The following is a 12,086-nucleotide window of genomic DNA, read 5'->3' as shown; positions in this document are numbered from 1 at the left end:
CCTCCACCTATGAACTTCACCCTCAAGGTTTGGCGGCAGAAGAACGCCGACGCGTCCGGCGCGTTCGAGACATACGAGGCCAAGGACATCAACCCCAACATGTCCTTCCTGGAGATGCTCGACGTCGTCAACGACGACCTCACCAAGCGCGGCATCCCCCCCATCGCCTTCGACCACGACTGCCGCGAGGGCATCTGCGGCACCTGCTCCTTGGTCCTTAATGGCGACCCCCACGGCCCCACGCAGGGCACCACCACCTGCCAGGTCTACATGCGCTCCTTCCAGGACGGGGACGTCATCGTCGTCGAGCCCTGGCGCGTCGGGGCCTTCCCCGTCCTGCGCGACCTGGTGACCGACCGCAGCGCCTTTGACCGCATCATCCAGGCCGGCGGCTACGTCTCCGTCCGCACCGGACAGGCCCCGGAGGCCAACGGCGCCCCCATCCCCCACCGGATGGCGGAAGCCGCCTTCGACGCCGCCCACTGCATCGGCTGCGGCGCCTGCGCGGCCGCCTGCAAGAACGGCTCCCCCATGCTCTTCGTGGCGGCGAAGGTCGCCCACCTCAATTCCCTGCCCCAGGGCCAGCCGGAGCGCGGCGAGCGCGTCCTGGGCATGGTCCGCGCGCTGGACGCGGAGGGCTTCGGCTCCTGCACCCACACCACCGCGTGCGAGGCCGTCTGCCCGAAGGAAATCCCCTACGACCTGATCGTCCGCCTCAACCGGGAATTTTTGGCCGCCTCCGCCCAGGAAGCGGTGACCCCCCACGGCCACGCCGGCGGCGCCGCCGGTTGATCCCCGCCGATTCTCGGCTAGGTTAACCGGAGATGACTTTTCTCCGGGCCCTCCTCCTCTTCCTCGTCCTTTTGGCGATCGGCCTGGCTGTCGCCTGGAAACAGGAACGGCCCCGGCTGGACGCCTACCTGGACAGCGACACGTTCCGAAAGAAAATCGCCGAGTCGACCTCCAAAGGCCTCAAGGTCGAGGGGGACTTCGCCCCCCTTCATCACCAGGGCTGCGACGTCTGGACCGACTTCTTCCACAGCAAGGGCCGTCCGGGCGAGGCCATCGCCTCCCTCGACGCGGAAACGGTCACCGCCCGCTTCAACCCCTGGGGCGTCCTTCTGCGGCGCTGGCAGGTGGACCGCATCACCATCGCCCACGCCACGCTGACCCTGCGCCCGCCCGACCCGAAGAAAAAGGTCCCCCTCAACGCCGGGCACCGCCCCTGGTACGTCTGGCTCATGCCGCAGAAATTCTACCTGAAGGAGGTCCTCACCCCGGACGCCCAGGTCCTTTGGGACGTGGACGGGAAAATGTCCGGCCTGCGGCATGTCCCCATGCGGGTGACTCCCTACGGGGAAAAGGACTGGCGCTTCACCGGCAACGGCGGGACCTTCGAGCTGCCGCAGCTGCCCCTTCAGCGGGTGGCCGACCTCTCCTTCATCGTCACCAAGCCCTACCTCATCGTGGAGCGGGCCACCCTCACCCCCATGAAGGAGGACGATCCCGGCTGGCTCAAGGTGCGGGGCTTCGCCGGGATGCAGCCGGAGGATGAGCACGTGGAGGCCCAGGCCACCTTCGCCGACCTGCCGCTGAAGAGCTGGGTCTACCCCCCCTGGCGGGACCGGCTGCGCGGCGGCCGCATCAGCGGCAACCTGATGTGGAACGGCCCGCGCGCCCTCCAGGGCGGATGGGGCAAGGGGGACTTCGCCGTCAGCGACGTCATCTTCGGCAACACCCTGGCGCTGCGGTTCCTGGCCCTGCTCTCCCACAACAAAGAGTGGGCCAACCTCCGCCTTCGGGAAGCCCAGGCCTCCTGGGAATGGCGGGACCCTGTCTTCAACGTCGACGGCATCGTGACGGAGGCCCCCGGCCTCTGCCGCCTGGAGGGAGAATTCCGCGTCGAGAAAGGCCGCCTGACCGGCATCATCCGCCTGGGCGTGGAGCCAAAGAGCCTGGCCTGGCTGCCGAAGGACGGCCAAAGCCTCTTCACCCGGGACCCGGAACGCTCCGCCGATTACCGCTGGGCGGTGGCCCACCTCTCCGGCACGGCGGAAAAGCCCATCGACGACCTGACGCCGAAATTGCGGCACGCCATCGTCACCTCCCCCGGCACGCTCTTAAAGCTGGGGGTGGATGGAGCGGCCGCCACATTCGGCGCGGGAGGATGAGATGAGATTGACAAAAATCGCCCCCCCCAGGATTTTGTCTCTTTAATGCAAGACACTCCCCGGCCCTCGACCTTCAAACGCATCCTCCTAAAACTCAGCGGGGAGGTGCTGGCCGGAGAGGAGGCGATCGATCCGCAGGTCACCCTTCAGATCGCCAAGCAGATCGCGGAAATCCACCGGCTGGGCGTCGAGGTGGCCATCGTCATCGGCGGCGGCAACATCTGGCGCGGCCTGACCCCCTCCCACGCCGGGATGGACCGCAGCACCGCCGACTACATGGGCATGCTGGCCACCGTCATGAACGGCCTGGGCCTGCGCGACGCGCTGGAAAAGGTCGACGTGCCCACCCGCGTGCTCACCGCCATCGAGATGAAGAACATCGCCGAGACCTTCATCCGCGGCCGGGCCATCCGCCACCTGGAAAAGGGGCGCGTCATCATCTTCGTCGCCGGCACGGGCAACCCCTTCTTCTCCACCGACACCACCGCCGCCCTGCGCGCCAACGAAATCGGCGCCCAGATCATCCTCAAGGCGACGAAGGTCGACGGCATCTACGATTCCGACCCGAAGAAGAACCCCGAGGCCAAGCGCTTCGACCGGATCAGCTACCTGGAGGCGCTCAAGGGCCGCCTGGCCGTCATGGACTCGACCGCCTTTTCCCTCTGCATGGACAACCGGATGCCGATCATCGTCTTCGACATGTTCAAGCCGGGAAACCTCAAGGCCGTCGTCCAGGGAGAGAAGGTCGGCACCCTGGTCAGCGACAAAGTTTAGATGATCCCGCCGCCGTCCCCGGAGATCCTCCGCGAGGCCGCCCGCCGCGCGCTGGAGGAGGATCGCGGCCCCGGCGACATCACGACGCAAATCTTCGTCCCCGCGCAAAGCCACGCCAAGGCACGCATCTTCGCCAAGGAACGGTGCGTCCTGGCGGGGCTGCCCGTGGCGGAGGCGGTCTTCCGGGAAGAGGACCCGTCCCTGCGCCTCACGGCGGAAGCCCGGGACGGCGACGCGCTGGAGCCCGGCGCCACCGTCCTGCGGATCGAGGGGGCGCTCCATCCCCTCCTCGTCGGCGAGCGGCCCGCGCTCAACTACCTCCAGCGCCTTTCCGGCATCGCCACGCTGACCCGCCGCTTCGTCGACGCCCTGGCCGGGACGAAGACCCGCCTCCTGGACACCCGCAAGACGACGCCCGGCCTGCGCCATTTGGAGAAATACGCCGTCCTCTGCGGTGGCGGGACCAACCACCGCACCGGCCTCCACGACCATTTCCTGGTGAAGGACAACCACTGGACCGCCTTCGACCCCGCCACGCTGCGGGAGCGGATCGCCGCCGCCCGCGCGCTCAAGCCGAACGCGCTCCTCGAGTTCGAGGCCGACACCCTCGACCAGGTCCGCCTCCTCCTGAAGTTGGACGTCGACCGCATCCTTTTGGACAACATGGGCCTGGAGGAGATGGAAACCGCCGTCCGGGAAGCGGCGGGCCGCGTCGAGCTGGAAGCCTCCGGAAACATGACGCTGGCGCGGGTCCCCGCCGTCGGGCGGACGGGGGTCGACTTCATCTCCGTCGGCGCGCTGACCCACAGCGCCACCGCGGTCGACTTCTCCCTGGAGGTCCTCTCGTGAGGCGGCGCGCCCCCCTCACCTTCGCCCTCATCGCGGGCTGCTGCGCCGTCTTCCTCCTCCAGCTCCTTTTCTTCTACGGGAAGGAATCGGGCTGGATTGACGACACCTTCGCCCTTTCCCCGGCGGGCATCGCGGCGGGGCGGTGGTGGCAGCTCTTCACCTACGGCTGGCTCCACTCGGAGACCTTGGTCATCCACATCCTCTTCAACATGCTCATGCTCCAGTTCCTGGGGCGGGAGCTGGAGGAGCCGCTGGGGCCGCGCCGCTTCCTGGCCCTCTACCTGGGCTCCCTCCTCTGCGCCGGCCTCCTCTGGCTGGCCACCAAGCCGGAGCCGAACGCCGCCATCGAGGGGGCCAGCGGCGCGGTCTTCGGCCTCCTGGCCGCCTATGCCTGCTACGCGCCCCGGCGCGCCCTGCAGGTCTGGGTCCTCTTCGTCCTGCCGCTGCGGATGACGGCGCGGACGCTGGCCCTGGCCCTCGTCGGCGTGGAGATCCTCTGCCAGGCGGCGGGCTGGCTCCCCTCCATCGCCCACACCGCCCACCTGGGCGGGGCGCTCTTCGGCTTCGTCGCCATGCGCCGGTGGCGCGTCACCGCCCCCGCGCCGCCCGCCTTCGCCGATCACACGTCCGAACCCCTCGACCCTCCCCATGAAAACTAAGGCCGTCTCCGTCCGCGTCCCCGCGACCAGCTCCAACCTCGGCCCCGGCTTCGACTGCCTGGGCGTGGCGCTGAAGCTCCACAACACGGTACGCGTCGCCCATGCGAAGGAGGACGCCGCCGAGGGGATGATCGCGGAGACCGCCCGGGCCTTCTTCCAGGCGGCGAAAATCCGTTCCTTCCCCTTCGCGGCCTCGGTAAAGGGCAGCGTCCCGCCCGCGCGCGGCCTGGGGAGCAGCGTCACCGTCCGCCTGGGCGTCGCCGCCGGGCTCAACCGCCTGGCGGGCGAGCCCCTGCCGGACTCGCGCCTCCTGGCCCTCGTCGTCGAATTGGAAGGGCATCCGGACAACGCCGTCCCGGCCTTCCACGGCGGTTTCGCCGCCTGCGCGGGGAAGCGCTACCTCCTGGCCCCCGTCGCGCCCCGGCTCCGCTTCGTCGGCCTGGTCCCCGACTTCGAGCTGCCGACCAAGAAGGCCCGCGCCGTCCTGCCGAAGAAGGTCCCCCTTTCCGACGCCGTGGCCAACGTCGGCCGCACCGCCCTCCTCACCGCCGCCTTCGCCGCCCAGGAATACGAGGCCCTGCCCGGCCTCTTCGACGACCGCCTCCACCAGCCCTACCGGGCCAAGCTCCTCCCCGGCTGGGACGCCGTCCGGGAAGCGGCCCTGAAAGCCGGAGCCCTCGGCTTCTACCTGAGCGGCGCCGGTTCCACCCTCATGGCCCTGACCCTTAAGGACTCGGAGAAAATCGCGGCCGCCATGCTCCGGGCGGCCAGGAAGGCGGGCATCGGCGCGCGGACCTTCGTGACCCAGGCGGACAATCGCGGCCTTGTTTAAGTCGGCAAGACTCCCTAGAAAGGTGGGCTTCATGAAAACGGCCCGCCAAGAAAGCCTCCGCTTCCTGCTTCCGCTGCTCCTCCTTTTGGTGGGCAGCTTCTCCCTCTCCAGCCTGCTGCCGGCGGCACTGGCCTGGATCGTCACCGGCCTGCTGGCGCTGGCCTGCGCCTTCGTCCTCTACTTCTTCCGCGATCCCTACCGCGCCTCCGACGCGGACGAGGCCGTCCTGACCTCCGCCGCCGACGGCCTGGTCACCCACGTCGAGCGGCTCGACCAGTCCCCCTTCGACCTGGGGCCCTGCCTGCGCGTTTCCGTCTTCCTCTCCGTCTTCGACGTCCACGTCAACCGCGTCCCCTGGCCCGGCATCATCAAGAAGACCGTCCACACCCCGGGCAAGTTCCTCGACGTCCGGGACGAGGCCTCCCACCTGGCCAACGAGCACCAGGACTGGCTCCTGGAAACGGGGCGCGGCCCCGTCGTCATCCGGCAGATCGCCGGGCTCATCGCCCGCCGCATCGTCCCCTGGAAGAAGGCCGGGGACGAGGTCTACCGCGGCGAGCACCTGGGCATGATCCGCTTCGGCTCCCGCACCGACCTCTTCCTGCCCGTCGACTGCTCCGTGCTGGTCCAGGTTGGCGACCGCGTGAAGGGCGCCGAGACGCCCATCGCCCGCTGGCCCTAACGCTCCGGACCCCATGAAGCCGAACCATCCCCCCCACAAGATCTACCTCCTGCCGAACCTGATGACGGCGGGCAACCTGATCTGCGGCTTCCTGGCCGTGCTCCGCATCTTCCAGGGCACCATCGACCGCTCCGGCGGCGGCGAGAACTGGATCCAGATCTACGAGTCGAGCCTCACCTTCATCCTCTACGCCTGCATCTTCGACATGCTCGACGGGCAGGTCGCCCGGCGCGGCGGCACGGAGAGCCCCTTCGGCCGCGAGTTCGATTCCCTGGCGGACATCGTCTCCTTCGGCGTCGCCCCGGCGCTCCTCGTCTTCGAAATCGTGCTGAAGGAAATCCCCTTCCGCCTGGGCTGGATCCTGGCCGCCTTCTACCTGATGTGCGGCGCGCTCCGCCTGGCCCGCTTCAACGTCCACGCCTCCCTCCCCAGCGTGCCCGGAGCCAGCAAGGAATTCACCGGCTTCCCCATCCCGGCGGCGGCGGGCCTCGTCTCCTCCATCACCCTCCTCATGCTCTACTACTATGAGACGGACCGGGAGCTGGAGCGCGGCTGGGGCAAATACCTCCTGGCGGCCCTCCTCTTCTTCCTCTCGATCATGATGTTCAGCCGGTTCAAGTACCCGAGCTTCAAGGGATTCAGCCTCCGCACGGAGCACTCCCTGGGGAAATTCATCGCCACCGTGGCGCTCCTCTTCCTGACCATCGTCTACTACCACTGGATGCTGGCGGTGGTCTTCGTCTCCTACCTGCTCTACGGCTTCTTCCGCCCCTTCGTCTCCCGCGCCCTGCGCCGCCAGATCGAGGAAGAGGACGACGACGACGAGGACGACGCCCCCCTCTTCAAAGACCTACCGCCGTCCCGGTAGATAAGCGGCGATCCCCGCCCGGAAGGGCCGCCAGGCCAGGCCCAGGTCCCGCTCCGCCGGGGTGGCGTCCCCCACGTTGTCCCGCCGCAGCATGAGCACCTGGTCCCGCGTCAGCGGCGGCTTCGGCAGGATTTTTTCAAAAACCGCGCCGGCCGCCTCGGCCGCCTTCCAGGGCAGCCGGAAAAAGATCAGCTGCCGCCAGGCCAGCGCGATGCCGTAGGCAAAGACCCAAAGCGCCGCGCCCCGGGGGGAAAAGGACTGGCCGACGAGGACCGCCATGAGGACCGCCGCCACGCCCGCCCACAGGAGGAGCCGCAGCGTCAGGAGGAAGGGGGCCTCCTCCACCACCCGGCGCTGGCCGGTGAGCCGCGCCACCTCCTCCAGAATCTCCCGCAGGGAAACGCGCTCCGCCCCGGCCAGGACGTAGGTCTTCCCCGCCGTCTCCGGCCGCTCCAGCGCGCGCGCGAAGGCCTCCGCGACGTCCTCCACCGCCACCGGCTGAAAGAGCGTCCCGCCCCCGCCGATGAGCGGGAAGGAATAGGCCTGGAGCAGGTTGAAGGGAAACCGAAGCAGCCGGGCGAACTGGTTGACGAACTGGTCCCCGGGACCGAAGACGATCGAGGGCTGGAAGATCGTCCACGACAGGGCGCTGGCGCGGACGAGGGCCTCCGCCTCCCCCTTCGTCCGCTGGTAGCGGGCATTGGAGGCGGGATCGGCGCCCAGGGCGCTCATGTGCAGGTAGCGGGAAGACGCCCGCCCGCTCCGCCGCGGCCAGGACGGCGCGCGTCCCCTCCCGGTGGACGGCCTCAAACGTCCGGCCCCGCCCCTCCGCGATGATACCGACCAGGTGGACGACCGCGTCCGCCCCCTGGCAGGCCCGGTCCAGCGCGGCCGGATCGGAAAGGGAGCCTTCCGCCTGCTCCGCCCGGGGAAGGAACTTCTTCCGCCGTTTGCGGACCAGAACGCGGACCCGGTGGCCCGCCGCCAGAAGCCGCGCCACCACCGCCCGGCCCACGAAACCAGTCCCGCCAGTCACCAGCACTTCCATGCCGGAAATATGCCCCGCCGGACGGCCCTTGCCAAATCTTAGACAGGCATTAAGCTCCACCCCGCATGAGACACCTTTTTTGCCTCCTGGTCTTGGCCGCCTTCGCAGCCCCCCTGCACGCCGCTCCCTTGAGCGCCTTCCAGGCGGAGGCCGTCGCCTCCAAGCAAGTGCCCGTCGGCGCCCAGCAGCGGCTGGTCCTCGTCCGGGGCGACCGCAGCACCTCCAACCTGACGCCGGACGTCTGGCACTTCGTTTTTTATGATGAGATGGCCAGCCAGAACGGCCGCCTCGTCACCCTCACCGGCAACTCCGTCACCGGCATCCAGGAAGGCTACTTCGACCTGGGGAACCTCCGCCTGGCCGCCTACAAGCTGGAAGAGGTCATCGATCCCTCCACGCTGAAAGTCGACTCGGACAAGGCCCTCAACATCCTGGCCCAGACCAACCTCCTGAAGCCCTACACCCTCAGCAGCGTCCTTTACGACCTCTCCCGCGACCAAAGCCTGCGCGAGCCGGTGTGGCGCCTCCGCATCTACGTCGATAACAACGGCAAGGAAGAATACATCGGCTACGCCCGGGTTTCCGCCACCGACGGACGCATCTTGGAGATGCAGTTCAAGCCCTTTGTTAACAATACCAACAAGAGCAAGAACTAGCCTCGCCCTGCTGGCGGCGCTTCTCTGCGGAGCCGCCGCCGCGCAGGCCGCGCCGAACGGCGGCGCCAAGCTCACCCCCCTGGCTCGGCCGCCCGTCTGGGCCCAGCTCGATCCCTATCAGAAAACCGTCACCCGGGAGGAGTTCGACTCCCGGCTGAAGGCCCTCTACGCCACCACCCCGGCCAGCCTGGCCGCCTTCCGCCGCTACGCGGAGGAGGACGCGGGAGAGATCGTCTTCTACGCCGACGACGGAAAACTGACTCCCCGTTACCGCCTCGCCTTCGCCACGGAGGGGGACCGCCGCCCCTCCCCCCGCCGGGAACCCGGTCATCCCCCGGTCATCTGCCTGGACCCCGGCCACATCGGCGGCCCCTGGGCCCACATGGAAGAGCGCTTCTTCCAGATCGACCACGACCTCCCCGTCCTGGAAGCCAAGCTGAACCTCCTGGCCTGCCGCCGGATCGAGGCCGCCCTCCTGCAGGCGGGCTTCCGCGTCGTCTGGACGAAGAAGGACGAGGAGCCCGTCACCTCCCTCCGCCCGGAGGACCTGCGCGGGCCCGCCCTTCAGGCCCTGTTTGAAAACGGGCATCCCCTTTCCCTCCTGCCGCAGCCGCTTTTGGAACGGCAGATCGACGTGGAGGCGGAGAAGCTCTTCTACCGCACGGCGGAGATCGACGCCCGGGCCAAGCGGGTCGCCGCCCTCCGGCCCGACCTGACCCTCTGCATCCACTTCAACGCCGCCCCCTGGGGCAGCCCCTACCGTCCCGACTTCGTCCCCCAGAGCCGCCTGGTCGTCTTCGTCCACGGCCAATACGGCCCGGACGAGATCGCCTACGAGGACGAGCGCTTCGGCCTCGTCCGCAAGCTGCTGGAAGGGACCGCCCCGGAAGAGGCCGCCCTGGCCGCCCTGGTGGCGAAGAACCTCCAGAAAGTCTGGCCGGACTACCCGCCGGAAACCTACCAGGACTGGCCCGCCGTCCGCCGCGTCGGCCCCAATCCCTGCGTCTACGCCCGCAACCTTTTGGCCAACCGGGCCTTCCCCGGCCCCGTCGTCTTCGTCGAGGGGCCCTACATGAACGCCAGGGATGCCTACGCCCGGATCGAGGCGGGAGACTACGACGGCCTCAAGCTCGTCGCGGGGAAACGCCAACCCAGCCTCTTTTCCGAATACGGCCAGGCCGTCGCCGACGCCGTCATCGCCTATTTAGGAAAACCGGCCCCCCAATAGCCGAATTCTACAGAAGAAACCATGAGCCAATCCGCCCTTCTCAAAGACGGCGTCCTCTTCCTGGGCGGCCTGCCCCGCCCCACGGAAAGCCAGATCCTCGACGCCGCCGCCGGACGGCCCGTCGCCGTCGACCTGCCCGTCCTGGGCGAAGGCCCGATCCGCGGCACCCGGCGCGATTTCGTCTACTTCCTGGGCAAGACCGTCCGCGACGCCGTGGCCGCGCCCGCCCGCAACGAAACCTCCCTGGCCGCCGGAGCCGCCCTGATCCAGACCCTGGAAAGCCTCCAAGGTCCGGAGGGGAAGGAAATCCTGGCCGAGGTGGCCCACAGCTTCCGCCACGCCCCCGAATACGCCGCGCGCCTCGACGAGATGGCCGTCCGCGCGCATGCCGCACCGGAACAGGCCTAGGCCTTCGGCTCTTCCAGCCGGGGGAAGAGGGGCTGGGGCTGGCCCAGGGTGCGGCCGTGGAGGCTCGTCCCGCAGGCCGCCTTTTCCAGCAGCGTCTCGGCGGGAAGGCCGAGCTGGGCGAAGATCTTTGCCGACGTCTCCGGCAGCACCGCGCCGATGAGGATGGCCAAACGGCGGACGGTTTCCGCCAGGCTGGCCAGCACGGTGTCGAGCTGGGCGGCGTTCGCCTCCTCCTTCGCCAGCTTCCACGGGGCGGTCTGCTCCACGTATTGGTTGGCCTTCTGCACCAGCTGCCAGACGGCCTGGAGGGCCAGGTGGGTCTGGCCGGTGGCCATCGCTTCCTTGTAGGCGGCCACGGGGGCCTCGTCCGCCAGGCCGGCGTCGCACGCCACGGCGGGGACGACGCCCTGCCGGTAGCGGTGGATCATGGAGAGGGAGCGCTGCACCAGGTTCCCCAGGTCGTTGCCCAGGTCGCTCTGGTAACGCTGGAGGAGCCGCTCGTCGGTAAAGTCGGCGTCCTGGCCCAAGACCATCTCCCGCATGACGAAGTAGCGGAGGGCGTCGGCGCCGAATTTCTCGATGTAGGGCTCCGGGTCGATGACGTTGCCCACCGACTTGCTCATCTTCGCCCCGCGGTTCATCCACCAGCCGTGGACGAGGAGCTGCTTCGGCAGTTCCTGCCCCAGCGCCTTGAGCATGATCGGCCAGTAGACGGCATGGGCGGGGACCAGGATGTCCTTGCCGATGACGTGGACGTCGGCCGGCCACTTCGAATCGGGCTTATCGTAGTCGGCGTAGGAGATGTAGTTGATGAGGGCGTCGAACCAGACGTAGGTGACGTAGTCCTCGTCGAAGGGAAGCGGGATTCCCCATTCCAGGCGGCTCTTCGGCCGGGAAATGCAGAGGTCTCCCAGGGGCTTTTCCAGGGCGGCCAGCACCTCGTTCCGGCGGAAGGAGGGGAAGACGAACTCGGGATGGCTCTGCACGTAATCGCGCAGCCAGTCCTGGTATTGGGAAAGCTTGAAGAAGTAATTCGGCTCCTTCGTGCGGACGACCTCGCCGAAGATCTCCGGCCACTGGCCGTCGACCATGTCCTTTTCCGTGACGAACTGCTCCTGCCGCGTGCTGTAGAAGCCCTCGTGCTCCTTGAAATAGATCTCCCCCTTGTCGTGGAGCTGCTGGAGGAAGCGGCGGACCACCTCCTTGTGGGCGGCGTCGGTCGTCCGGACGAAGCGGTCGAAGGAGAGGCCCAGCTTCTCCCAGAGGGAGCGGAAATGGGCGCTCATCCCGTCGCAGAAGGCCTGGGGGGCCATCCCCTTTGCCTGGGCCGATTGCTGGACCTTTTGCCCGTGCTCGTCGACGCCGGTCAGGAAAAAGACCTCCTCCCCCAGGCTCCGATGGTAGCGGACCAGGACGTCGGCCAGGATCTTCTCATAGGCGTGGCCCAGATGGGGCCGGCCGTTGACGTAATCGATGGCCGTCGTCAGGAAATAGCGGGGGGGCATGGGCAGGGAGATAATACGCTTTTTTTATAGCTTGCAATCCCCCGGCGGATCGGACTTCATAAGCGTTTGACTATGAGCAACCTGACCAAAAGAGATTTAGTGGTGCGCATCAGTGACGAGACCGGCCTCGTCCAACAAGAGGTGATGAAAGTCGTCCAGAAGCTCCTCGACTCCTTTGCGGAAAGCATGGCCAAGGGCCAGACCATCGAGCTGCGCAACTTCGGCGTCTTCGAGGTGAAGATGCGCAAGGCGCGCGTCGGCCGCAACCCGAACAAGCCGGAAAAGGACATCCTCATCCCGCCCCGCGCCGTCATCAAGTTCAAGCCCGGCAAGGAACTCAAGGCCATGCTCTCCAAGCTCACGGAGACGATGGCCGCCGAGCAGTCTCCCAAGGCCTAAGGTCCGG

14 protein-coding genes are annotated in these 12,086 nt (G+C 68.0%); 12 read left to right on the top strand and 2 right to left on the bottom strand.

Going from position 1 to position 12,086, the window contains the following annotated elements; genetic code table 11:
* The first annotated feature begins 9 nt into the window (after positions 1 to 9).
* Genes PW734_09145 through pssA form a run of 8 tightly spaced genes read left to right on the top strand, consistent with a single transcriptional unit; the run spans position 10 to position 6,835 of the window.
* A complete protein-coding gene (locus PW734_09145; GenBank protein MDE1171355.1) occupies positions 10 to 792 on the top strand; it encodes a succinate dehydrogenase/fumarate reductase iron-sulfur subunit in 783 nt (260 codons plus the stop codon).
* Positions 793 to 824: 32 nt separating this feature from the next.
* Complete coding sequence (locus PW734_09140) at positions 825 to 2,171, top strand: hypothetical protein (GenBank protein ID MDE1171354.1); 1,347 nt, start codon at positions 825 to 827, stop codon at positions 2,169 to 2,171.
* Positions 2,172 to 2,216: 45 nt separating this feature from the next.
* Positions 2,217 to 2,945 (top strand): UMP kinase, encoded by a 729-nt coding sequence (gene pyrH / locus PW734_09135; protein ID MDE1171353.1) that lies wholly within the window; start codon positions 2,217 to 2,219, stop codon positions 2,943 to 2,945.
* A complete protein-coding gene (nadC, locus tag PW734_09130; GenBank protein MDE1171352.1) occupies positions 2,946 to 3,794 on the top strand; it encodes a carboxylating nicotinate-nucleotide diphosphorylase in 849 nt (282 codons plus the stop codon). It begins immediately after the preceding gene.
* Positions 3,791 to 4,453 (top strand): rhomboid family intramembrane serine protease, encoded by a 663-nt coding sequence (locus PW734_09125; GenBank protein MDE1171351.1) that lies wholly within the window; start codon positions 3,791 to 3,793, stop codon positions 4,451 to 4,453. The genes nadC and PW734_09125 overlap by 4 nt, the downstream gene beginning before the upstream one ends.
* Positions 4,443 to 5,285 carry a homoserine kinase gene (gene thrB, locus PW734_09120; protein MDE1171350.1) on the top strand — a complete coding sequence of 281 codons (843 nt, stop codon included), beginning with the start codon at positions 4,443 to 4,445 and terminating at the stop codon, positions 5,283 to 5,285. Before PW734_09125 ends, thrB begins: the two co-directional genes overlap by 11 nt.
* Before the next feature lie 31 nt (positions 5,286 to 5,316).
* Entirely contained in the window at positions 5,317 to 5,967 is a 651-nt protein-coding gene (locus PW734_09115; protein MDE1171349.1) for a phosphatidylserine decarboxylase, read from the top strand.
* A gap of 13 nt (positions 5,968 to 5,980) precedes the next feature.
* Complete coding sequence (gene pssA, locus PW734_09110) at positions 5,981 to 6,835, top strand: CDP-diacylglycerol--serine O-phosphatidyltransferase (protein MDE1171348.1); 855 nt, start codon at positions 5,981 to 5,983, stop codon at positions 6,833 to 6,835.
* On the opposite strand, the gene PW734_09105 is transcribed toward pssA, so the two are convergent.
* A complete protein-coding gene (locus PW734_09105) occupies positions 6,818 to 7,567 on the bottom strand; it encodes an NAD-dependent epimerase/dehydratase family protein (protein ID MDE1171347.1) in 750 nt (249 codons plus the stop codon). The genes pssA and PW734_09105 overlap by 18 nt on opposite strands.
* Positions 7,568 to 7,948: 381 nt before the next feature.
* Between PW734_09105 and PW734_09100 the strand changes: the two genes are divergently transcribed.
* Genes PW734_09100 through PW734_09090 form a run of 3 tightly spaced genes read left to right on the top strand, consistent with a single transcriptional unit; the run spans position 7,949 to position 10,175 of the window.
* A complete protein-coding gene (locus PW734_09100; protein ID MDE1171346.1) occupies positions 7,949 to 8,539 on the top strand; it encodes a hypothetical protein in 591 nt (196 codons plus the stop codon).
* On the top strand, positions 8,508 to 9,767 hold the full coding sequence (locus PW734_09095) for an N-acetylmuramoyl-L-alanine amidase (protein ID MDE1171345.1): 1,260 nt from the start codon (positions 8,508 to 8,510) through the stop codon (positions 9,765 to 9,767). Before PW734_09100 ends, PW734_09095 begins: the two co-directional genes overlap by 32 nt.
* 21 nt (positions 9,768 to 9,788) lie before the next feature.
* Positions 9,789 to 10,175, top strand: a complete 387-nt coding sequence (locus PW734_09090; GenBank protein ID MDE1171344.1) for a hypothetical protein — start codon at positions 9,789 to 9,791, stop codon at positions 10,173 to 10,175.
* Here PW734_09090 and metG read toward each other — a convergent pair.
* Entirely contained in the window at positions 10,172 to 11,680 is a 1,509-nt protein-coding gene (gene metG / locus PW734_09085) for a methionine--tRNA ligase (protein ID MDE1171343.1), read from the bottom strand. The two genes, PW734_09090 and metG, sit on opposite strands and share 4 nt — an antisense overlap.
* A 72-nt stretch (positions 11,681 to 11,752) precedes the next feature.
* Here metG and PW734_09080 point away from each other — a divergent pair, with 72 nt between their 5' ends.
* On the top strand, positions 11,753 to 12,079 hold the full coding sequence (locus PW734_09080) for an integration host factor subunit beta (protein ID MDE1171342.1): 327 nt from the start codon (positions 11,753 to 11,755) through the stop codon (positions 12,077 to 12,079).
* The last annotated feature ends 7 nt before the right edge of the window (positions 12,080 to 12,086 follow it).

The sequence above is a fragment of the Verrucomicrobium sp. genome (genome assembly GCA_028283855.1).
Taxonomy (GTDB): Bacteria; Verrucomicrobiota; Verrucomicrobiia; order Methylacidiphilales; family GAS474; genus GAS474.
This window is presented reverse-complemented; position numbering and strand designations above follow the sequence as displayed.

Coding starts and splice junctions, on each gene's coding strand:
- PW734_09145 (MDE1171355.1), top strand. CDS start 10: ATGAACTTCACCCTCAAGGTTTGGCGGCAGAAGAACGCCGACGCGTCC.
- PW734_09140 (MDE1171354.1), top strand. CDS start 825: ATGACTTTTCTCCGGGCCCTCCTCCTCTTCCTCGTCCTTTTGGCGATC.
- pyrH (MDE1171353.1), top strand. CDS start 2,217: ATGCAAGACACTCCCCGGCCCTCGACCTTCAAACGCATCCTCCTAAAA.
- nadC (MDE1171352.1), top strand. CDS start 2,946: ATGATCCCGCCGCCGTCCCCGGAGATCCTCCGCGAGGCCGCCCGCCGC.
- thrB (MDE1171350.1), top strand. CDS start 4,443: ATGAAAACTAAGGCCGTCTCCGTCCGCGTCCCCGCGACCAGCTCCAAC.
- PW734_09115 (MDE1171349.1), top strand. CDS start 5,317: ATGAAAACGGCCCGCCAAGAAAGCCTCCGCTTCCTGCTTCCGCTGCTC.
- pssA (MDE1171348.1), top strand. CDS start 5,981: ATGAAGCCGAACCATCCCCCCCACAAGATCTACCTCCTGCCGAACCTG.
- PW734_09105 (MDE1171347.1), bottom strand. CDS start 7,567: ATGAGCGCCCTGGGCGCCGATCCCGCCTCCAATGCCCGCTACCAGCGG.
- PW734_09100 (MDE1171346.1), top strand. CDS start 7,949: ATGAGACACCTTTTTTGCCTCCTGGTCTTGGCCGCCTTCGCAGCCCCC.
- PW734_09090 (MDE1171344.1), top strand. CDS start 9,789: ATGAGCCAATCCGCCCTTCTCAAAGACGGCGTCCTCTTCCTGGGCGGC.
- metG (MDE1171343.1), bottom strand. CDS start 11,680: ATGCCCCCCCGCTATTTCCTGACGACGGCCATCGATTACGTCAACGGC.
- PW734_09080 (MDE1171342.1), top strand. CDS start 11,753: ATGAGCAACCTGACCAAAAGAGATTTAGTGGTGCGCATCAGTGACGAG.